This is a genomic window from Streptomyces sp. NPDC048516, assembly GCF_043199875.1.
Taxonomy (GTDB): domain Bacteria; phylum Actinomycetota; class Actinomycetes; order Streptomycetales; family Streptomycetaceae; genus Streptomyces.
The window spans coordinates 399,163-420,004 of sequence record NZ_JBICWS010000002.1; the positions used below are offsets into that span (position 1 = coordinate 399,163).

The window sequence follows — 20,842 nt, forward strand, 5'->3', positions numbered from 1 at the left end:
GTGCGTTTCTCGTATGCCTCCATGTGTTTCCTGTCCGTATTGCACGTCGCAGAAAGGAGGGTGCTGTGATTTCCCTTGACGGGGCGGCTGCCGACTGGCTGACGGTGTCCGAAGGGGTGGGCGCCGCGGATGCCCTCGCCGACGTCATCCGGCGCGTGCTCGGCCCGCGCCACCGCGCGCCACGGGTGGCGCAGGTGGTGGGCCCCGGCTTCGCCGGACGAGCCTGGTCGGCCCGGGTGACCCGGGCGCTGCGGCCCCTCGGCCCGACGCTGCTGGTACACGAAGGGCCGACCACCCCGGCCGGCGTCGCCGCGCTCGCGCGCCGGCTGTCCGCGGCCGGGGCGGACGCGGTGGTGGCCGTGGGCGGCGGCACCGTCATGGACGCGGCGAAGGCGGCGGCGGCTCTGGCCCGCACCGGCCCCACCGACGTCGAGCGTGTACGGCGGGTTTGCGCGACCGGCACCGTCCCCCCGGATCTCGATGCCCCGTTCCAGGTCATCGCCGTCCCCACCACGGCCGGGACCGGTGCCGAGGCCACTCCGTTCGCCACCCTGTGGGACCTGGACACCCGCCGGAAGCTGTCCCTCACCGGGCCCGGAGTGCGCCCCCGCGCTGCCGTGCTCGACCCCGGCCTGCTGGCCGGACTCGGCCGCCGCGACCTCGCCACGGGCATCCTGGACGCCCTCTGCCAGGGCGCGGAGGCAGCCTGGTCGATCCGTTCCACCGAGGGCTCCATGCGCTGGGGCGTCTCGGCCGTCCGCAGGGCGGCCCAGGTCCTCGACCGCGTCGAGGACGGCACCCTGGACGGCGCGGCACGGCTCACGCTCCAGGAGGCCGCCCACCACTCCGGGCGGGCCATCGCCCTCGCCCAGACCTCCTCCTGCCACGCCCTGTCCTACCCCCTGACGCTCCGTCTGGGGCTGCCCCACGGCCACGCCTGCGGAGTGACCCTGGGCCGGCTGCTCCGCTACAACCGCGCGGTGTCCCCGGGCGACTGCGCCGACCCACGCGGCCCCGGCCATGTGCACCGTGTGCTCGACACACTCACCGCTCCGCTCGGCGGCTCGCCGGACCGGGCCGCCGCCCGCCTGGAGCGCTTCATCGCCGCGTGCGGACTGACCCGGTACGACGACCTCGCCGTGGACCACCGTGCCGTGGCCACGGACGCCGTGTCGTACCCGCGCTGCCACGACAACCCCCGCCGGCTGGACCAAGAGTCCCTCAGCCGGCTCCTGGGCGAACGATCGGAAACGGAGGAGATGTGCGGATAGACCCGTTCAAGCTCGCTCACTGGATGAATGCCCGCAAGTACACGCTCGCCCAGACCGCCGACCGCGCCGGGCTCCCGCACGACGACCTGCGCCGTCTGCTCTCCGACGAGGACCGCGGTCTCGACCCGGCGCAGGCGAGCGCCCTGGCCGCAGCCCTGAGCCTGGAACCCGCCCAGCTCGCCGGAGACGCACAGCGCAACCTCACCGTGGTGCACAAGTCCGCGGACGAGATGCTTGCCTCCCGCCGCCCCATCCAGCGTGACGGCATCCACTTCTACAACTACTACACGCTGGCCGCCCCCGAGGGCCGGGTCGCCCCCGTCGTCCTCGATATCCTCTGCCCGCCCGACCGGCTGCCCGCGCTCAACAACGGCCATCTCGAACCGGCCATCACCGTCAATCTGGGCCCCGGTGACATCAATGGCCGGTGGGGCGAGGAGATCACTCCGCAGACCTGGCGGGTGCTGCACGCCAACCAGGGAACCGACCACTGGATCGTGGGCGACTCCTACGTCGAGCCGTCGTACTGCCCGCACAGCTACTCGCTCGCCGGCGATGCGCCCGCCCGGATCGTCTCCTACACCGCCCGGTCGAACGTGGCTCCCCTCATGGCAGAGGCGAACAGCTGGTCTCCCGGGGCGTTCGAGGAGGCGCTGAAGGCCCTGTCCGGCAAGGTGACCGCCGGCCCGGTCCTGGACCTCTTCCTCGCTCGCCGCGTCCACACCCGCACCTCCGCCGCCGCGGTGGCCGGACTCGAACCGCTCGAACTGGAAGAGGCGGTGCGGGCTCCCCTTTCCGAGCACGGCATCGACGTCATGCGGCGGCTCGGTCGCGCCCTCGGATTCGACTACCGGGTCCTGCTGCCCGCCGACGATCAGCACGACGGCGTCGGCAAGACCTGGACCACGATCGACGACTCCCGTCGCTCGGCGCGTGCCTGGGGCACCTATCAGGCGGCCTCCATGGCTTCCGCCTCCCATCTCCCCGACCTGACCGGAACCTTCCTGCGGGTCGACGGCGAGGGCAACGGCGCCGATCTGATCGACCACGCCGAGAACCACTACTTCGTGGCCGACGGGCGGCTCACCCTTGAATGGGACGGCCCCGACGGCCCCGCCTCGGTGGAACTGGGGCCCGACGGCTCAGCCTGGACGGCCCCGTTCGTCCGGCACCGCTGGCACGGCATCGGCACGGTCCTGAAGTTCGGCTCCGGTGCTCACCTCGGCTACCAGGACTGGCTGGAGCTGACCAACACCTACGAACCCACGGTCACCCTGCGCCGCGGCCGGCGCGACGTGGCCGGCTGGGGCTACGACAACTAGGAGGAGACCCGTGCGCGTCGTCTACACCGACCCCGCCTGGGCTCTGGACGCCGATGGCCGTCCCGACCCCGCCCTGGCCGCTGTCGAACGTTCCGTGCTCGGCCCGGACATCGACATCGAACTCGGCTGCTTCGAAGACTCCTTCGTCACCTCCGGCGACCGCTTCCTCCAGCACGTGCGCGGCGCGGACGCCCTCGTCATCTACCGCTGCCAGGTCACCCCGGAACTCCTCGACGCCGTCTCACCCGGATGCAAGGTCATCGCCCGTAGCGGTGTGGGCGTGGACAACCTCAACGCTCCCCTGCTCGCCGACAGCCAGATCATCGGCTTCAACGTCCCCGACTACTGCGGCGACGAAGTGAGCACGCACACCCTCGCCCTGCTGCTCGCCCTGGAACGCGGAGTCAGCGTTCAGGACCGGCTCGTCCGCGCCGACCGGTGGGGGATCCACCGGGGCGGCATCCCGCGCCGCACCTGCGCGCGCACCGTCGGCATCGTCGGCTTCGGCCGCATCGGTCGTGCCACCACCCGCAAACTCCAGCCCTTCTACCGCCAGGTGCTCGCCGTCGACCCGTACGTCCATGCCGACGTCATGGCCGGCCACGGTGTGACGCCGGTCGACACACTGGAGGAACTGCTCGAACGGTGTGACGCGGTCGTCCTGCACACCGCGCTCACCGAGGAGACCCGCAACCTCATCAGCGGATCCGTCCTGGAACGGGCAAAACCGGGTGCCTTCCTCGTCAATACCGCCCGTGGCGCCCTCGTCGACCCGGGGTGCGTGCTGCGCGCCCTGGAGAGCGAACAGCTCGGCGGCTTCGCCTCGGACGTCTTCTCCCCCGAGGACCCCAACCAATCACCGGTGGCCCGCAAGCTCCTGGAACGCGACGACGTCATCGTCAGTTCCCACCGCGCGTTCCTTTCCGCCGAGTCGGAGGAGAGCCTGCGCCGCCGCGTGGCCGAGGGGGTTCGCTCGGTGCTCCGGGACGGCAGTCCGCCCGCCGAGGGCCGCGTGGCATGACCCCAACCAACACAGCACCGCACGTCCCCCATTGGAGGCACTCATGAACGCGACGGAGCAGGCATCGAGCAGCGACCTGGGCTCCACACGATCCGCCGGCGGCCGGCTCAGGCACCTGCTGCACACCCCAGGCGCCTGCCAGCTGATGGGTGTGCACGACGGACTGAGCGCCCGGATTGCCGTCGCCGAGGGGTTCGAGGCGCTGTGGGCGTCCGGCCTGTGCATGTCCACGGCGCGTGGTGTCCGGGACAGCGATGAGGCGTCCTGGACGGAACTGCTCACGCTCGTCGGCACCATGACCGACGCCGTCCCCGGCGTGCCCGTCCTCGTCGACGGCGACACCGGCTATGGCAACTTCAACACCGCCCGCCGGTTCGCCGGCCGCGCGGAGCGGGTCGGCGCGGCCGGGGTGTGCTTCGAGGACAAGGTCTTCCCGAAGATGAACTCCTTCTTCGGCGACGGCCACGAGCTGGCCCCGGTCGCTGAGTTCTGCGGAAAGATCCGGGCCTCCAAGGACGCCCAGCGTGACCCTGACTTCGTCGTGGTGGCGCGGACCGAGGCGCTGATCTCCAACCTGCCGATGGAAGAGGCGCTGGACCGGGCCGCGGCCTATGCCGAGGCCGGTGCCGACGCCCTGTTCATCCACTCCCGGATGAGCACCCCGCAGCAGATCGCCACCTTCATGGAGCGCTGGGAGGGCAGTACTCCCGTCCTGATCGCGCCCACCACCTACCACACGCCGTCCGTCGACGACTTCGCTGCGCTCGGCATCGCCGGCTGCATCTGGGCCAACCACAGTATGCGGGCCGCGTTCGCCGCGATGCGCGACGTGTGCCAGCGGATCCGCACCGACCGCGGCATCTTCGGCGTCGAGGAGCAGGTGGCGCCCCTGAAGGAGATCTTCGGCCTCTTCGACTACGAGGGCCTGGAGAAGGACGAGAGCTGCTACACACAGGACCCCGATCTGGCCGCGGTGCAGGGATGATCAGTGCGTCCGACATGCTGGCGGGGCTCACCGGCCTCGGCGTCACCACTGTCGCCGGAGTGCCCTGCTCCTACCTGACACCGTTGATCAACCGGGTCATCAGCGACCGCGCGACGCGGTACCTGACGGTCACGCAGGAGGGCGAGGCCGCCGCCGTCGCCGCCGGCTCCTGGCTCGGCGGCGGGCTGGGGTGCGCCATCACGCAGAACTCCGGCTTGGGCAATATGACCAACCCGCTCACCTCCCTGTTGCACCCCGCTCGGATTCCGGCGGTCGTGATCACCACCTGGCGGGGACGTCCTGGTGAGAAGGACGAGCCCCAGCACCACCTGATGGGCCGTGTCACCGGAGATCTGCTCGGTCTGTGCGACATGGAGTGGTCCCTGCTTCCCGACACCCCCAACGCCCTGCGCGACGAGTTCGACGTGTGCCGTGCGGCGCTGGCACGCCGCGAACTGCCGTACGGCTTCCTGCTCCCGCAGGGGGTCATCGCTGACGAGCCGCTGGACGAGGAGGCACCCCGCTCCCGGGCCGGACGGCTGGTACAGCACGCACGAACCGGGGTGTCCGACACCCCACCCACCCGGATCGCGGCCCTGGAACGGCTGCTGGCCGAACTGCCCCCGGCCGCTGCGGTGGTGTCCACCACCGGCAAGACCAGCCGGGAGCTGTACACCCTCGACGACCGGGATCAGCACTTCTACATGGTCGGGGCGATGGGCTCGGCGGCCACCGTCGGTCTCGGCGTCGCTCTGCACACGCCCAGGCCGGTGGTGGTCGTCGACGGCGACGGCTCGGCGTTGATGCGACTGGGAAGCCTGGCGACCGTCGCGGCCCATGCCCCCGGCAATCTGGTCCACCTCATCCTCGACAACGGAGTCCACGACTCCACCGGGGGCCAGCGGACCCTGTCCTCCGCCGTCGACCTGCCCGCGGTGGCTGCCGCCTGCGGCTACCGGGCGGTCCATGCCTGCGGCTCCCTCGACGACCTGACCGCCGCACTCGTCGGTGCCCTCACCACGGACGGACCCACCCTCATCCACCTGCCGATCAGACCCGGGTCGCTGGCCGCGCTGGGCCGGCCGAAGGTCCAGCCGCACGAAGTGGCCCGCCGCTTCCGTGAGTTCGCCACCGAGCCATGGCCCGCCCCCGCGGTCGGCTCCGGCACCCCGGCCGCGGCCGGAAGGGCGGGTGACCGATGAGCGCGCCGATCGCCGGGACGGGCGTCATCCACGGGCGCTTCCAGCCCCTGCACCTGGGCCACCTGGAGTACCTGCTGGCCGGCGCCGAACGATGCCACACCCTGATCGTCGGCATCACCAATCCCGATCCATGGAGCACCGCCGACGAGGCCACCGACCCCGAGCGTGGCCTTCCCGAGTCCAACCCGTGCACCTTCTACGAGCGTTACCTCATGGTCGAGGGCGCGCTCACCGAGGCCGGGATCGCCCGCGAGCGCCTGCGCATCGTCCCGTTCCCGCACAGCTTCCCGGAGCGGCTGGCGCACTACGCGCCCGCGGATGCCCGGTACCTGGTCACCGTCTACGACGACTGGGGTGACGCGAAACTCGACCGGTTCCACGCCCTCGGGCTACGCACCGAGGTCATGTGGCGCCGTACGGAGCAGGACAAGCCGATCAGCGGCGGCCGGGTCCGCCGGTCGATCGCCGCCGGAGAGCCCTGGGAGCACCTGGTGCCGCCCGCCGTCGCGAAGGTCGTGAAGGAGTGTGGAATCGATGAGCGCATCCGGGGCTGACGCCCGCCCCGCCGAGCCGGGCGCCGCACCGTCCCGGGGGCGGCTGTTCATCACCGTCCTGTGCGGCGGGGCCGACCGGCCGGTGGCCGAACTCGGCGGCCTGACCCCTTTCGAGGCGGCGGCCACCCCCCACCTGGACATCCTTGCCCGGCGCGGCAGTTCCGCCGTGCTGGAGGTGATCGCTCCCGGCATTCCCCCGGAGTCCGATTCGGGTGCCATGGCCCTGCTCGGCTACGACCCGGTCACCCACTACACCGGACGTGGCCCGCTGGAAGGCCTCGGCATGGACTTCTGGCAGCCGGACGGCTACTCGGTGGCCTTCCGGGTCAACTTCGCCAGCTGGGACCCGGCTACCGGACGACTCGACCGGCGCACCTCCCGCGACCTCGAGGAAGACGACCAGACCGCCCTGGTCGAGGAGATCACCGCACAGGTGACGCTCGGCGACGACGTCGCCTTCCGCCTCACCGGCTTCGGCCGGCACCGCGGGATCCTCGCCTTGACCAGCGACACGGTTCCGCTGTCCGGTCAGGTCACCAACACCGACCCGGGCTTCGTCAGCCGGGGCCCGTTCGGCGTCCCCGTGAACACCCCCGCTGCGACCCCGGCCACCTGCACGCCCTTCGGCGAGGGCCCGGACGCCGCGGCCACGGCACGGCTTGTCAACCGGTTCGTCCGCGCCAGCGCCGAGGTGATGCAGCGCAGCGCGGTCAACGAGCGCCGCAGGGCCGCCGGCCGGCGCCCCGCCAACCTGCTGCTGGTGCGGGACGCGGGTGACACCCTGCCCAAGCTGCCCGGCTTCACCGAACGCACCGGGCTGTCGCTGTCCATGTACGGTCAGGTGCCCGCCGAGCGTGGCCTGGCCCGGCTCATCGGGGCACGCTTCACCCGCTCCCGGCCTGCCCGCGGCCAGAGCGAGCCCGACTACTACCGGCAGTTGTTGCCCCAACTGCTCGCCGACCCCGCGGACATGGTGTTCGTCCACCTCAAGGGCCCGGATGAGCCCGGCCACGACGGTCGGCCCCATGACAAGGTCCGGGCCATCGAGGAGATCGACGCGCACTTCGTCGGTCCGCTGGCCGACGCGCTCACCCCGGCCGACACGCTGGTCGTCACCTGCGACCACGCGACCCCCTGCGAACTGGGCATCCACAGCCCCGACCCGGTGCCGGCGGTCGCCGTCGGCCCAGGGGTGGCCGCCGACCGGGTGGCCGGGTTCGGCGAGAAGGCCGCACTCGGCGGCACGCTCGGCGCGGACCGTGCCAGCGACCTCCTGGCCGCCCTGCTGCACGCGCCGGACGGAGAGCGCGGATGACGATCACCGCCGTCAGGCTTCGCGGCATCCTCGACTCCCGGGCCCGCGTCACCCTGGAGGCCGAGGTCACCCTCGCCTCCGGCCACACCGGCACCGGTTCCGCCCCCCGGGCGATCGCCCCTGGCCGGCTGGAGCGGCGACGCGGTCCTGAGCCGGCACTCGGCCCGATCACCGCTCCGGCCGTGTCCGCGGCGCTCACCGACGGCACCGTCCAGGGACAACAGCAGTGCGACACACGGCTCGTCGGCCTGCACGAGGCGGGCGAGGCCGGCTCGGACCTCACCCTGGCGGTGTCCCTGGCACACGCCCGGGCCGACGCGGCAGCCCGGGGCATCCCGCTCCACACCCACCTCGGGCAGCTGTACGGGGGCCTCACCGCGCCGGGGCTGCCCCGGCTGATGGTCAACGTGTTCTCCGGCGGCATCCACCGCACCGGGCCACCGCGCGGGTTCCAGCAGGTGATGGTGCTGCCCGCCACTGGTCGGCTCCACACCGACATCGAGGTGGCCGACCGGGTGTTCACCGCCGCCCACCGGAGCGTCGAGCGCCGCTTCGGGCCCGTGACGCTCTCCGCCTCCAGCGGGCTGATGGTCCCGCTGGACAGCGCCGAACAACTCGACCTGCTGCAGGCTGCGGTGACCGAAACCGGCCACACCGAGGTGTGCACGCTCGGTGTCGACGTGGCAGCCGAACACCTGCTCACCGAGCCCGGACGCTATCGGTTCGGCGACCGGGTCCTCACCGCCCCGGACTTCGCCGACCACCTGGCCGGCCTGGCACACCGCTTCCGGATGAGCTTCCTGGAGGACCCCTTCGACGCGGCGGACGATGTCGGCTGGGCCCGGCTGCGCGGGGCTCTCCCGGCCACCACCAGCGTCGTGGGCGACGACCTGTTCGCCACCGACGCGACCCGGATCGAGCCGGGGAAGGCGGACGGCATCCTGCTCAAGCTCAGCCAGGCCGGCACCGTCACCGCCACGCTCGCCGCCGCCGCGGCGGCCCGCCGCGCCGGGATGCTGCTCTCCGTCTCTCACCGCTCGGGCGAGACCGAGGACACCGCGATGTGCGACCTCGCCGTTGCGGTCGGCGCGGAGCTCATCAAGGTGGGCGGTCCGCGCCGCGGCGACCGCCTGGCCAAGTACAACCAGCTTCTCCGGCTCGACGAGTCCGTGGCGGCCCCGTGATCCGCCCCTGACTCCCATGAACCGCTGGTGCGGCCCCGCGCCGGCTCCGACACAGCACACCGAGGAGAGAACAGATGGCCGTGACCAAGGCACGTACGTTCCGCGAGCTGATGAACGCCCCCGAGATCCTCGTCGTCCCCAGTGCGTACGACGCTCTGAGCGCCAAGGTCATCCAGCAGGCCGGCTTCCCCGCGGTACACATGACCGGCTCGGGCACGTCAGCCAGCATGCTCGGCCTCCCCGACCTGGGCTTCACCAGTGTCTCGGAGCAGGCCACCAACGCCAAGAACATCGTGCTCGCCGTGGACGTGCCGGTGATCATGGACGCCGACGCCGGCTACGGCAACGCCATGTCGGTGTGGCGGGCCACCCGGGAGTTCGAGCGGGTCGGCATCGTCGGCTACCACCTGGAGGACCAGGTGAACCCCAAGCGCTGCGGCCACCTCGAAGGCAAGCGGCTGATCTCGACCGAGGAGATGACCGGCAAGATCGAGGCGGCCGTCGAGGCCCGCGAGGACGAGGACTTCACGATCATCGCGCGCACCGATGCCCGCGAGTCGTTCGGCCTGGACGAGGCCATCCGCCGCTCCCGCGAGTACGTGGCGGCCGGCGCCGACTGCATCTTCCTGGAGGCCATGCTCGACGTCGAGGAGATGAAGCGGGTACGTGACGAGATCGACGCCCCTCTGCTGGCCAACATGGTCGAGGGAGGCAAGACGCCCTGGCTGACCACCAAGGAACTGGAGTCGATCGGCTACAACCTGGCGATCTACCCGCTGTCCGGCTGGATGGCCGCCGCCTCGGTGCTGCGCAAGCTGTTCACCGAGCTGAGGGAGGCCGGCACCACCCAGAAGTTCTGGGACGACATGGGCTTGAAGATGTCCTTCGCCGAACTCTTCGAGGTCTTCGAGTACTCGAAGATCTCCGAGCTTGAGGCTCGCTTCGTCCGCGACCAGGACTGACCCCGGGCCTTACTGGCAACTCCCCCGAAGTCCTCAGCAATTCCTTCGATCCCACGCGGCACGGGAGACACCATGTTCGTCGATGGAGCACTGCAGCCTGCCCGCCACCACCTCACTGTGTACGACCGCTGGACGGGCGAGTCCATCGGATCCGTGCCGCGGGACGGTGCGGCGGAGGCGTCGGCCGCCGTGTCCGCGCTGGCCGCGGCGCGCTGTGCCATGACTCCGCAGCAGCGCTCGGCCGTCCTGGGCCGCGCGGCCGCCCTGCTGGAGTCCCGGGCGGAGGAGTTCTCGGCACTCATCACGGCCGAGTCGGGGGTGTGCCGTAAGGAGACGCTGCGCGAAGTGTCCCGCGCGGCAGGGAATCTCAAGGTGGCCGCCGCGGAGGCGGAACGCATCCGCGGCGAGTCCATCCCCCTGCCCGATGGCACCCGGCTGGCCGTCACGCTGCCCGAGCCGGTGGGTGTCGTCCTCGGCATCACGCCCTTCAACCGGCCCCTCAACCAAGTCGTGGTGAAGGCGGCGCCTGCCCTGGCCGCCGGGTGTCCGCTGCTGCTCAAACCATCGGAGAAGACCCCGCTGACGGCACTGGCCTTCGCCGATCTGCTGATCGAAGCCGGCTGCGCCAAGGACATGCTCGGCGTGGTCACCGGAGACCCCGGCGAACTGGGACCGCTCCTCGCGTCCCACCCGGACGTCGCCATGGTGACCTTCACCGGCAGTGTCGCCACCGGTCACTCGGTGGCCGCACTGGCGGCAGGTAAGCGGCAGCTGCTCGAACTGGGCGGCAACGACCCGCTGTTCGTCCTCCCCGACGCCGACCTGCCGCACGCGGCACGGCTGGCCGCCGGCGGCGCCTGCGCCACCGCCGGCCAGTCCTGCCGCGGCATCAAGCGGCTCTTCGTCTGGGAGGAGGTCGCCGACGAGTTCACCGACCTGCTGAGCACTGAGGTCGCCGGCAAACAGGCCGGCGACCCGCGACGGAACGACACCGACCTCGGCCCCCTGATCAGCGAGGAGGCGGCGCTCGTGGTGGAACGCCGGATCGCCGACGCGGTCCGGGACGGCGCTCGTCTGGTCACGGGCGGCGAACGGGACGGCGCGCTGGTGCGCCCCGCCGTGCTCGACCGGGTACCGGCCGACACGGAACTGGTGCGCGAGGAGACCTTCGGCCCGGTGGCGCCGGTGATCCGGGTCCGCGGTGCCGACGAGGCGGTCCGGCTGTCCAACTCGACGGCGTACGGCCTCCAGGCGGGCGTGGTCACCCGGGACAGCGCCCAATTCTGGGACATCGCCGCCCGTCTGCGGGTCGGCGCCGTGAACCTCGGCGAGGGCCCCCACTTCGACTCGCCGCACATCCCCTTCGGCGGTGTCAAGGCCAGTGGCATCGGCCGGGAGGGCATCCGGTACGCGATCGCCGAGATGACCGTGACCAAGACGGTGACCCTCCCCGGCCCCTACGGAACCAACTGATTTCCCCCTGCCGGCGGCTGATTCAGCTGGTTCCGCGAAAGGAGAAGACGGTGAAGCACTGCATAGTCGTGGGTTACCACGAGACCGACATGTCCGGCGAGGAGCTGCAACTTGCCCTGGAGCACGGGGGAGACGACCTGCCCGCGCCCATCCGCAGCATGCTCCGCACCAAGATCACATTTGGCGGCAGCCACTATTCGTACATGGACGCCCTCAGCCTGGTGCGCAACGAGGGCCCGGGAACGGACCACGCGTACACCGTCTCCGAGCTGCCGAGTCTGGGCACCCTGTACCTCGTCAACTACCTGGAGGAGCACGGCCATCCGGCCGACTTCGTCAACAGCTTCAGCTTCGAGCAGGACCAGCTGGTCAAACTGCTCGCCGACAACCCCGCATCGGTCGCGATCACCACGACCTTCTACATGATGCCCGCCCCGGTGATCGAGATCATCCGCTTCATCCGGCGGCACAACGCGAACGTCCCGATCATCGTCGGCGGCCCGCTCGTCGACAACCAGTGCCGGGCGGGCCGTGGCGACAAGCTCAACCGGTTCTTCGACCGGGTCGGAGCCGACTACTACGTCTGGGAGTCCCAGGGCGAGGCCGCTCTGGGAGACGTGGTCGGCGCCATCGTCAACGGTGACGCCCCCACGGAGGTGCCCAACGTCTTCCTGCGCTCAGCCGCCACCGGCGAATGGCGGCTGACGCGCAAGCGCCCCGAGGTCAACGACCTCAACGCCTTCTCGGTGCGCTGGAACCGCTTCGACCCCACCGTCCTCGGGCCGACGCTGTCCACCCGCACCGCCCGCAGCTGCGCCTTCAGCTGCGCCTTCTGCGACTACCCGGAACGGGCAGGCGCCCTCACCCTGGCCGACCTGTCCACGGTCGAGCGCGAACTGGAGGAACTGGCCGACCTGGGGGTCAAGCGCGTCGCCTTCATCGACGACACCTTCAACGTGCCGATGCGCCGGTTCAAGGACCTGTGCCGGATGCTGGTGCGCCGCGACTTCGGGATCGAGTGGTTCTCGTACTTCCGCTGCGGCCACGCCCGCGACCCCGACGTCTATGACCTGATGTACGACTCCGGCTGCCGGGGCGTGTTGCTCGGCATCGAGTCGGGCGATGACCAAGTGCTGCTCAACATGGACAAGCGGGCCACCACGGCGCACTACCAGAACGGCATTGAACAGCTCAAGGCCCGGGGCATCTTCACTCACGCTTCGTTCGTCGTCGGTTTCCCAGGGGAAAGCCCCCAGACCGTGCGGAACACCATCGACTTCATCAACTCCGCGGGTCCGGACACCTTCGCGGTCAACCACTGGTACTACATGCAGTCCACGCCCATCCACGTCCGGGCGCCCCAGTTCGACCTCACCGGCAACGGCCACACCTGGTCGCACCGCACCATGAACTCTCATCAGGCTCTCGAAGCCGCCGACGAGATATTTGACTCGGTGGTCAACGCCGCCTGGATGCCCGTGAACGGACTCGACTTCTGGGGCGTCCCCTACCTCCTGGGCAAGGGCATGAACCACGCCGAGATCGTCCGGTTCCTCGACCTCGCCAAACCGCTCACCGTGGCCAACGTCTCCCGCGGCAGCGCGGCGGAGGCCGCCACCGCGGAGCGCCGGTTCCGCGACTTCGTCACCGGCCTGGACCTGGCACCCGCCCGCTACCGCACCGCAGGGAGTGAGTTTCGATGACCGTCCAGAATCCTCAGGAACCCGAGTACTTCCCGGAGGTCTTCCCTCAAGACGCCTTCCCCCAGTACGCCTGGGACGAGGGCATGCGGCCGATCACTCTGCCGCACGAGGTGTGGCTGTCGGAGACCACCCACCGGGACGGCCAGCAAGGGGGGCTGCCCCTGTCGCTGGACACCAGCCGCCGCATCTACGACATCCTCTGCGAGATCACGGACGACTCCACGGCGATCCGCCACGCCGAGTTCTTCCCCTACCGCGACTCCGACCGCAACGCCCTGATCTACGCCCTGGAAAGGCACCGGGACGGCGCTCCGATCGAGCCCACCACCTGGATCCGGGCCCGCCGGGAGGACGTCGAGCTGATCAAGCGGATCGGCGTCACCGAGACCGGTCTGCTCAGCTCCTCCTCGGACTACCACACCTTCCACAAGTTCGGCTCGGGCGGCCGGACCCAGGCCGCGTCGATGTACCTGGACGCGGTGACCATGGCGCTCGACCACGGCATCCGGCCCCGCGTCCACCTGGAGGACACGACCCGCTCCTCTGCCGACTTCGTCCGCGCCCTGGTCGAAGAGGTACTGAAGGTCGCCGAACGCTACCCGGACGAACTCCAGCCCCGCTTCCGGGTCTGCGACACCCTCGGCATCGGCCTGCCCTACGACGACGTGAGCCTGCCCCGCAGCATCCCGCGCTGGATCCGGCTGCTGCGCGGCTTCGGCCTCTCCCCGTCCCAGATCGAGCTGCACCCTCACAACGACACCTGGCTGGTCGTCGCCAACTGCCTGGCGGCCATCCGCGAGGGCTGCGGCGTGATCAGCGGGACGACGCTGGGCACGGGTGAACGCACCGGCAATGCGCCGCTGGAGGCCGTCATGGTGCACCTGCTCGGGATGGGCTACTGGTCCGGGGCCCGGGTCAACCTGCCCGCGGTCAACAAGCTCGTGGAGCTGTACGAGGGCATCGGATCCGGCCCGTCGCAGAAGTACCCCTTCTTCGGCCGCGACGCCTACGTCACCCGGGCCGGCATCCACGCCGACGGCCTGAACAAGTTCTGGTGGATGTACGCACCGTTCAACGCCCCGCTGCTCACCGGCCGGGAGCTGGACGTCGCCCTCACCAAGGACTCCGGCCAGGCGGGGCTGCTGTTCGTGCTGAAAAAGCGGCTCGGGCTGCAACTGGAGAAGGGTGACCCGCGGGTCGCGGAGGTTCTGGCCTGGATGGGCCGGCAGTGGGACGCCGGCCGGGTCTCGGCCGTCGAGTGGGACGAGTTGGAGCCGGTGGTCGAGAAGGTGTTCGCCACCGAGGAAGGAGTGGGCTGACATGAAGGGACCGGCGCGAGGAGGCAACCCCTCATGACCGTCGCCACATCAGGTAAGGCGTCGGGCAGCACCGGCGGCCCGCCGTCCTGCCCCGTCGTCGCGGAGTTCGAGCACCAGGTGCGGACCGGCCCGGAGCGGCCCGCCGTCGTCCTGCCCGGCGAGACGGTCGACTACCGGGAGCTGGGCGCGCGCGCCGACGCCGTCGGCCGCGCACTCATCGACCGCCGGGGCGAGGGGGCCGAGCCGGTCCCCCTGATGGTGCTGGACCCGGCCTGGATGCTCGCCGCCTGCCTGGGCGTGCTCAAGGCGGGCAAGTTCTACGTTCCGCTCAATCCGCACCACCCGGCGGCCCGCAACCGCGAGCTGTTGAACCGGCTGGGCGCCGCCCTGGTCGTCACCGACGCCCCCGGCGTCCCGGAGCCGCTTACCGACGCCACCGTGCTCCGCATCGCCGACCTCGACGTGCGGCCCGGCACGCCCGGTCCGCCGCATGCCGCCACCGGCCCGGACGAGTGGGCGTACGCGCTGTACACCTCGGGCTCGACCGGCTTGCCCAAGGGCATCCTGCAGCAACGGGCCGACATGCGACAGAACGTCGAGCGGCACGCGGCGCTCGGCATCGGACCGCACGACCGGGTCACCCTGATCAATGCCGACGGCTTCGTCGCCGCGGTGTCCAACCCGTATATGGCGCTCCTCAACGGCGCGGCCCTGGTGCCGTACTCCTTCCAGGGCGACGGCGTGCACGATCTGGTCGAGCGCCTGGACGAGGCGGGGGTCACCGTCTATTACTCCTTCCCCTCCTTCCTCAGGCAGGCGGCAACGGTGGCCGAGGGACGCACGGCGAGCAGCGTCCGCCTGGCCTACCTCGGCGGGGAGAGCGTGCACCACAGCGACGTCCTTGCCGCCCGGCGGCTGTTCCCGGCCGCCACCATCGCGGTCGGGCTGAACTCCACGGAGACCGGCCTCACCCGGCTCCACCTGATTCCCCCGGACGCCGCCGTGCCCGACCCCGTGCCCGTCGGCGGGCCGGTGCCCGGCGTCGAGGTCCGCGTGGAGACCGCGTCGGGCCGGCCGGCGGGCAGGGGCGAGGCCGGGGGGATCGTCGTGTGCAGTCCGTACCTGCACGGAGCCGAGTGGACGGCCGAGGGCCCCCGGCCCCTTGCCGAGCCCGTGCCGGGGGCCGGCCCGGGTGGTGGACCGGCCCGCCAGGAGTTCCGCACCGGCGACCGCGGCCGGCTGGACGAAGCCGGCCTGTTGGTCCACCTCGGCCGCGCCGACGGCATGGTCAAGGTGCGTGGCTACCGAATCGAGATCATCGAGGTCGAGTCCGCCGTCTCTGCGGTGACCGGCGTGGCCGAGGTGGCGGTCGTCCCCTACCAGGCGGCCGACGCGGAGACCGAACTCGCCGCGTATGTGGTCGCGAAGGACCCTGACCTCACCGAGGCAGGTCTCCGGCGCGCCCTGGCCGCGACCCTGCCGGCCCATCTGGTGCCTGCCGCCGTCCTGGTGGTGCCCCGGATGCCACGAACCCGCAACGGCAAGATCGACCGCAAGGCGCTACCCGACCCGGCGACCGCGTCCTCCTCCGGCACGACCGCCGCACAGACGCCTGCCGCCCGGCCGCCTGCCGCCCCGGCGACCGCCGCTTCAGCGGTTTTCGCCCCACCGGCCGCCGGTGCCGGCGAGGGCTCCGACGACCGCCGGGCGCAGGTACTCGCCCAGGTGGCCGGTATCTGGAGCGACGTCCTCGGGGCCGGGCCCGTGATGCCGGGAGACGACTTCTTCTCCCTCGGCGGCACGTCGATCTCGGCACTGCGGGTCGTCTCCCGCATCCGTAAGGAGTTCGGCGTCCCGCTCAAGCTCGCTGTCATTTTCGAGACGCCCTCTGTGGAAGCGGTGGCCGAATCCGTACTGCGCGGACTCGACGACGCGTAAAACGATCGACGACGTACACGAGTCCGGACACGGGGCGAGGGGCCCGGTTCCGGCGCCGAGGAAGACCGAAGGAAGACCACACGTGAGCCCAGAACGACGCCCGGCCGACATCCGCCTCGCCACCGAGGCGGACATGCCGGCGGTCTGCACCATCGTCAACCACTACATCGAGACAAGCACGGTCAATTTCCGTACCGAGCCGCAGGCTCCGCAGGAGTGGACGGACGACCTCGTCCGTCTCCGGGAGCGCTACCCATGGCTCGTCGCCGAGGTGGACGGCGAGGTCACCGGCATCGCCTACGCGGGCCCCTGGAAGGCACGCAGCGCCTACGACTGGACGGCCGAGTCGACCGTGTACGTCTCCCCCCGCCACCAGCGGACGGGACTGGGCTCCACGCTCTACACCCACCTGCTGAAGTCGCTGGAGGCGCAGGGCTTCAAGAGCGTGGTCGCTGTCATCGGGCTGCCCAACGACCCGAGCGTGCGCATGCACGAGGCGCTCGGATATGCCCCCCGCGGCATGCTGCGGGCAGCCGGCTTCAAACACGGGAACTGGCATGACGTGGGTTTTTGGCAGCTGGACTTCACGCTGCCGGTGCCGCCCCGCCCGGTCCTGCCCGTCACCGAGATCTGAACGGAGTGCGCGTGGCATCGCCCGAGTTGGAGCTGGTACGGGAACTCATCGAACTCAACTGGCATACCCGCAATGGTGAGGTGGAACCGCGGCGGATCGCGTACGACCGTGCCCAGGAGGCCTTCGGCGACCTCGGCGTCCCCCCGGGCGAAGTCGTCACCGTGGGCCATTGCACCGCGGAGTGGGTACGGCCCGCACGGCGGGACGGCAGGACCCTGCTGTACCTGCACGGCGGGTCGTACGCGCTGGGCTCACCGCAGTCGCACCGGCATCTCTCCAGTGCCCTCGGCGAAGCCGCAGGAGCCGCGGTGCTCGCCCTGCACTACCGCAGACCGCCCGAGTCACCCTTCCCGGCAGCGCTCGAGGACGCCGTGGCCGCCTACCGCATGCTGCTGGAACAGGGCTGCCCGCCGGGCCGGATCACGCTTGCCGGCGACTCGGCCGGCGCCGGGCTCGCCGTCGCGGCCCTGCAGGCCCTGCGGGACGCCGGGACCCCACTGCCGGCCGCCGCGGTGTGCATCTCACCCTGGGCCGACCTGGCCTGCGAGGGGGCGTCGCACACCACCCGCAAGGCGCGGGAGATCCTGCTGGATACCGAGGACCTGCGTCGCATGGCGGAGCGCTATCTGGCCGGCACCGACCCCCGGCACCCGCTCGCCTCACCCGCCCACGGCGACCTGACCGGTCTGCCGCCCCTCCTCATCCAGGTCGGTTCCGAGGAGGTCCTCCATGACGACGCGCGGGCGCTGGAGCGGGCGGCGCTGAAGGCCGGCGTACCCGTCACCTTCGAGGAGTGGCCGGAGATGTTCCACGTCTGGCACTGGTACCACCCGGTGCTGCCCGAGGGGCGCCGGGCCATCGAGGCGGCCGGGGCCTTTCTGCGCACGGCCACGGGGGAGGTCCTGAAGTGACCGACTGGATCCAGAGCGTCTCCGCGCCCGGCGCCGTGGCCCGGGTGGTGTGCCTGTCCCGGGCGGGCGGCAGTGCACGCGACTTCGACCGGTGGCGCGAACCCATCGGTGATGACGTGGAGTTGGCTGCGGTCCAACTGCCGGGACGGCTCGACCGCTTCCACGAGCCACCGCTGAGCGATCTGCACGAGATCGCCGAAGAGGTGGCCACCGCCCTCACCACCCTGCCTGCCCGCCCGTACGTGCTCTTCGGTGACTGCATGGGCGCGCTGCTCGCGTTCGAGACAGCCTGCGCCCTGCGCCGCCGGGGCGCCGCCCCGCCCGACTGCCTGGTCGTCGCCTCCTACCCGGCACCCGACCGGCTGCGCACCGAGCGCCCCTACGGCGACGGCAGCGCCGATGACCTGCGGCAGCGGTTGCGCGAGGTCGGTGGCGTCCCGCCCGCCGTGCTCGACGAGGACGAGTTGTTCGAGCTCATGCTGCCCATGCTGCGCGCGGACTTCGCCGCGTTCGAGGGCTACCGCCACCGGCTGACCGAACCCCTCTCCGTGGACATCCATGCGCTGGTCGGCGCCGACGACCCTTATGTGACGGTCACGGACCTGCACGGCTGGCGGCGCCATACGACCGGGGAGTTCAGCGCGCGGGCGCTGCCCGGCGGGCACTTCTTCCTGCACGAGAGCGATGACGCGGTCTCCCGCGTCCGCTCCCTGGCGCTGGCCGGCGCGAGGGCGGCACACCCGGGGAGGCCCGAGTGACGGGAGAGCAGCGGCCGGCTGACCCGGCCCAGTGGCTGCGGGCCCATCGCAGTGTCCCCGGTCCTCGGGTCCGGCTGCTGTGCTTTCCGCACGCTGGTGCCGGGCCCGGCGTCTACCGGCCGTGGGCCGAGGACATGCCGTCGTACGCCGAACTGTGGGCTGCCCGCTACCCCGGACGCGAAGACCGGCTGGCGCATCCCTTCGCCGCCAGCCTGGGCGAACTGGCCGACGACCTCGCGGCGGCGGTCGCCGCAGGTCTCAGCCGGGACGTCCCCCTGGCGCTCTTCGGCCACAGCATGGGCGCGGTCATCGCGCACGAGGTCGCCGTACGGCTGGAGAACAGCCACGATTTCCGGCCGGCTCTGCTGGCCGTCTCCGCCCGGGAGGGCCCGCTCCAGGTCGAGCACGCCGGACTGCACCTGCTCGACGACGACGCCCTGATCGCCCGTACCCGGGGCATGGGCATCCAGCCGAACGCCGACGCCTACGCCGACCCGGAGCTGCGAGAGCTTTTGCTGCCCGTGCTCCGCGACGACTGCCGTCTGCTGGAGACCCACCCGGCTTCCCCCGTCACACAGGTGCGGGCACCCGTGCTCGCCTTCGCCGGGCGGTCGGATCCGGCGAGCCCGGCGGCCCTGATGAGTTCCTGGGCCGAGGCCACCAGTGGCGAATTCCGCCTGCTGGAGATGCCGGGGGATCACTTCTACCCGTTCTCGCACACCAAGGACCTGCTGTCCGAGCTGATACCCGCTCTGTCCCGGGAGGCCTGTACATGACTGTGAGGGAGAGCGGCCGGACGACCGTTCCGCGGTCCCGGTCCCTTCGCCAGCTGGTGTGCGGCGGCATAGGCCACACCGTCGAGTCGCATGACTGGTACGTCTATACCTTCCTCGCCGTCTACTTCTCGGACGACATCTTCCCCAAGTCGTCCGGTGACCCCTTGGTGCCGCTGCTCAACACCTTCGCCGTCTTCGCGCTGGCCTTCGCCGCCCGCCCGGTCGGCGCCACGGTGATGGGCTGGTACGCCGACCGCTTCGGCCGCCGCAGCGCCCTGATCGTGACCATCCTGCTCATGGGCCTCGGCAGCCTGATGATCGGGCTCACCCCGAGTTACGCGACGGCGGGGCCCCTCGCCCCGGTGATGCTGATAGCGGCCCGCCTGGTCCAGGGCTTCTCGCTCGGCGGCGAATACGGCGCCGCGACCACCTTCCTCGTCGAGTCCGCGGCTCCCGGTCGCCGGGCGCTGTTCAGCAGTTTCCAGTACGTGGCGTCGTCGGTCGGCCACATCTTGGCGGGACTGTCCACGCTGGCCGCCTCCCAGATTTCCGGGGACGGTATGGACCGTTGGGGATGGCGGCTGCCGTTCGTCTGGGGGGCGGTGATCTGCCTGGCCGGGCTCGTCATCCGGAGCACGGCAGAGGAGACCTTGCCCACCGGGACGGAAGGTGGCCGAAAGAAGACCCGCACGGGCGCGTTCGCGGCGCTGCGCTCCCACCCGAGACAGACGCTGCTGGTTGTTGGCCTCACCATCGGCGGCAATGTCGCCTTTTACACGTGGACCACCTACTTGCCCACCTACGCCACGGTGAGCACGGGCGCGGACAAGGACGGCGCCGTACTGGCGGGCACCGTCTCGCTCATTTTCTTCGGCTTGATCCAGCCACTCGGCGGTCTGCTCTGCGAACGGATCGGCGGGCGGGTCATGATGATCGGCTTCGGCGTCGCCGCCGCCGTGCTGACGGTGCCCCTCCTGACGGCGATGTCCGGATGGTTCTGGTCGGTGCTGGCCGTGCAATGTGCCGGGATGCTCGTCCTCACCGCGTACACGTCGGTCTCCGGCGCGATCAACGCCGAACTGTTTCCGCAGGAGCTGAGGGGGCGCGGCATTGGACTTCCGTACGCGGCGTCGGTGGCGTTGTTCGGCGGCACCGCGCCCTACGTGGGCACATGGCTCACATCCATGGGGCTCAATGACTTCTTCCCCTGGTACGTGGCGGTGCTGTGCCTGGTGACGGCCCTGACGGCGATCGGACTGCCGCGGTCCGTGCCCGATACGCGTGACGGACCGGCATCGCCGGCGCAGTCTTTGTCTCCGGACTTCGAGCGGCATGCCTGATTTTCCGCCTGTGTAGGTGAAAGTGGCATTGCGTCTGAGGTTCGCCGGAGGGGTCTGGATTCCTCCAGGGCAATTTCAAGACATACCCTGTTCACGGGTCGGATGATCTTGCCTCGACGGGCTGACTCTCTACACTGAAGATTTACATCTGAGTTTGTGCGTCAAGGGTGCCGC

At 70.9% G+C, this 20,842-nt stretch carries 18 protein-coding genes; all 18 read left to right on the forward strand.

All coding sequences use genetic code 11. The features are described 5' to 3' along the window. Positions 1–65: 65 nt before the first annotated feature. The 18 genes from ACGFR7_RS05660 (at position 66) to ACGFR7_RS05745 (ending at position 20,668) form a co-directional block, all read left to right on the forward strand. Positions 66–1,271, forward strand: coding sequence for an iron-containing alcohol dehydrogenase (locus ACGFR7_RS05660; RefSeq protein WP_393313397.1), 1,206 nt, complete (start codon positions 66–68; stop codon positions 1,269–1,271). Further along, positions 1,262–2,593 carry a 2-hydroxyethylphosphonate dioxygenase gene (gene hepD / locus ACGFR7_RS05665; RefSeq protein WP_393313400.1) on the forward strand — a complete coding sequence of 444 codons (1,332 nt, stop codon included), beginning with the start codon at positions 1,262–1,264 and terminating at the stop codon, positions 2,591–2,593. The genes ACGFR7_RS05660 and hepD overlap by 10 nt, the downstream gene beginning before the upstream one ends. 10 nt (positions 2,594–2,603) lie before the next feature. Beyond that, positions 2,604–3,614: a C-terminal binding protein gene (locus ACGFR7_RS05670; RefSeq protein ID WP_393313403.1), complete on the forward strand. Its 1,011-nt coding sequence runs from the start codon at positions 2,604–2,606 to the stop codon at positions 3,612–3,614. A 43-nt stretch (positions 3,615–3,657) separates the two neighbouring features. After that, positions 3,658–4,599, forward strand: a complete 942-nt coding sequence (gene aepX, locus ACGFR7_RS05675) for a phosphoenolpyruvate mutase (RefSeq protein ID WP_393313405.1) — start codon at positions 3,658–3,660, stop codon at positions 4,597–4,599. Beyond that, entirely contained in the window at positions 4,596–5,801 is a 1,206-nt protein-coding gene (gene aepY / locus ACGFR7_RS05680) for a phosphonopyruvate decarboxylase (RefSeq protein WP_393313408.1), read from the forward strand. The genes aepX and aepY overlap by 4 nt, the downstream gene beginning before the upstream one ends. Beyond that, on the forward strand, positions 5,798–6,355 hold the full coding sequence (locus tag ACGFR7_RS05685; protein ID WP_393313410.1) for an adenylyltransferase/cytidyltransferase family protein: 558 nt from the start codon (positions 5,798–5,800) through the stop codon (positions 6,353–6,355). The genes aepY and ACGFR7_RS05685 overlap by 4 nt, the downstream gene beginning before the upstream one ends. Continuing rightward, positions 6,336–7,670, forward strand: coding sequence for a CMP-5'-phosphonoformate--3-phosphoglycerate phosphonoformyl transferase (locus ACGFR7_RS05690; protein WP_393313413.1), 1,335 nt, complete (start codon positions 6,336–6,338; stop codon positions 7,668–7,670). Before ACGFR7_RS05685 ends, ACGFR7_RS05690 begins: the two co-directional genes overlap by 20 nt. Then, on the forward strand, positions 7,667–8,854 hold the full coding sequence (locus tag ACGFR7_RS05695; protein WP_393313416.1) for a hypothetical protein: 1,188 nt from the start codon (positions 7,667–7,669) through the stop codon (positions 8,852–8,854). Before ACGFR7_RS05690 ends, ACGFR7_RS05695 begins: the two co-directional genes overlap by 4 nt. A gap of 74 nt (positions 8,855–8,928) precedes the next feature. Then, a complete protein-coding gene (gene bcpA, locus ACGFR7_RS05700) occupies positions 8,929–9,816 on the forward strand; it encodes a carboxyvinyl-carboxyphosphonate phosphorylmutase (protein WP_311624217.1) in 888 nt (295 codons plus the stop codon). 72 nt (positions 9,817–9,888) lie between these two features. Next, positions 9,889–11,289: an aldehyde dehydrogenase family protein gene (locus ACGFR7_RS05705; RefSeq protein WP_393313418.1), complete on the forward strand. Its 1,401-nt coding sequence runs from the start codon at positions 9,889–9,891 to the stop codon at positions 11,287–11,289. 50 nt (positions 11,290–11,339) lie between these two features. After that, complete coding sequence (locus tag ACGFR7_RS05710; protein ID WP_393313421.1) at positions 11,340–12,992, forward strand: PhpK family radical SAM P-methyltransferase; 1,653 nt, start codon at positions 11,340–11,342, stop codon at positions 12,990–12,992. Next, a complete protein-coding gene (locus tag ACGFR7_RS05715; protein WP_393313424.1) occupies positions 12,989–14,311 on the forward strand; it encodes a pyruvate carboxyltransferase in 1,323 nt (440 codons plus the stop codon). Before ACGFR7_RS05710 ends, ACGFR7_RS05715 begins: the two co-directional genes overlap by 4 nt. Before the next feature lie 33 nt (positions 14,312–14,344). Further along, complete coding sequence (locus tag ACGFR7_RS05720; protein ID WP_393313427.1) at positions 14,345–16,249, forward strand: AMP-binding protein; 1,905 nt, start codon at positions 14,345–14,347, stop codon at positions 16,247–16,249. An 82-nt stretch (positions 16,250–16,331) separates the two neighbouring features. Next, positions 16,332–16,883 (forward strand): phosphinothricin N-acetyltransferase, encoded by a 552-nt coding sequence (gene pat, locus ACGFR7_RS05725; protein ID WP_393313430.1) that lies wholly within the window; start codon positions 16,332–16,334, stop codon positions 16,881–16,883. An 11-nt stretch (positions 16,884–16,894) separates the two neighbouring features. After that, positions 16,895–17,794, forward strand: a complete 900-nt coding sequence (locus tag ACGFR7_RS05730; protein WP_393313433.1) for an alpha/beta hydrolase — start codon at positions 16,895–16,897, stop codon at positions 17,792–17,794. After that, positions 17,791–18,552, forward strand: coding sequence for a thioesterase II family protein (locus ACGFR7_RS05735; protein WP_393313436.1), 762 nt, complete (start codon positions 17,791–17,793; stop codon positions 18,550–18,552). The genes ACGFR7_RS05730 and ACGFR7_RS05735 overlap by 4 nt, the downstream gene beginning before the upstream one ends. Further along, positions 18,549–19,328, forward strand: coding sequence for a thioesterase II family protein (locus tag ACGFR7_RS05740; RefSeq protein WP_393313439.1), 780 nt, complete (start codon positions 18,549–18,551; stop codon positions 19,326–19,328). Before ACGFR7_RS05735 ends, ACGFR7_RS05740 begins: the two co-directional genes overlap by 4 nt. Then, on the forward strand, positions 19,325–20,668 hold the full coding sequence (locus ACGFR7_RS05745) for an MHS family MFS transporter (protein WP_393313442.1): 1,344 nt from the start codon (positions 19,325–19,327) through the stop codon (positions 20,666–20,668). The genes ACGFR7_RS05740 and ACGFR7_RS05745 overlap by 4 nt, the downstream gene beginning before the upstream one ends. The last annotated feature ends 174 nt before the right edge of the window (positions 20,669–20,842 follow it).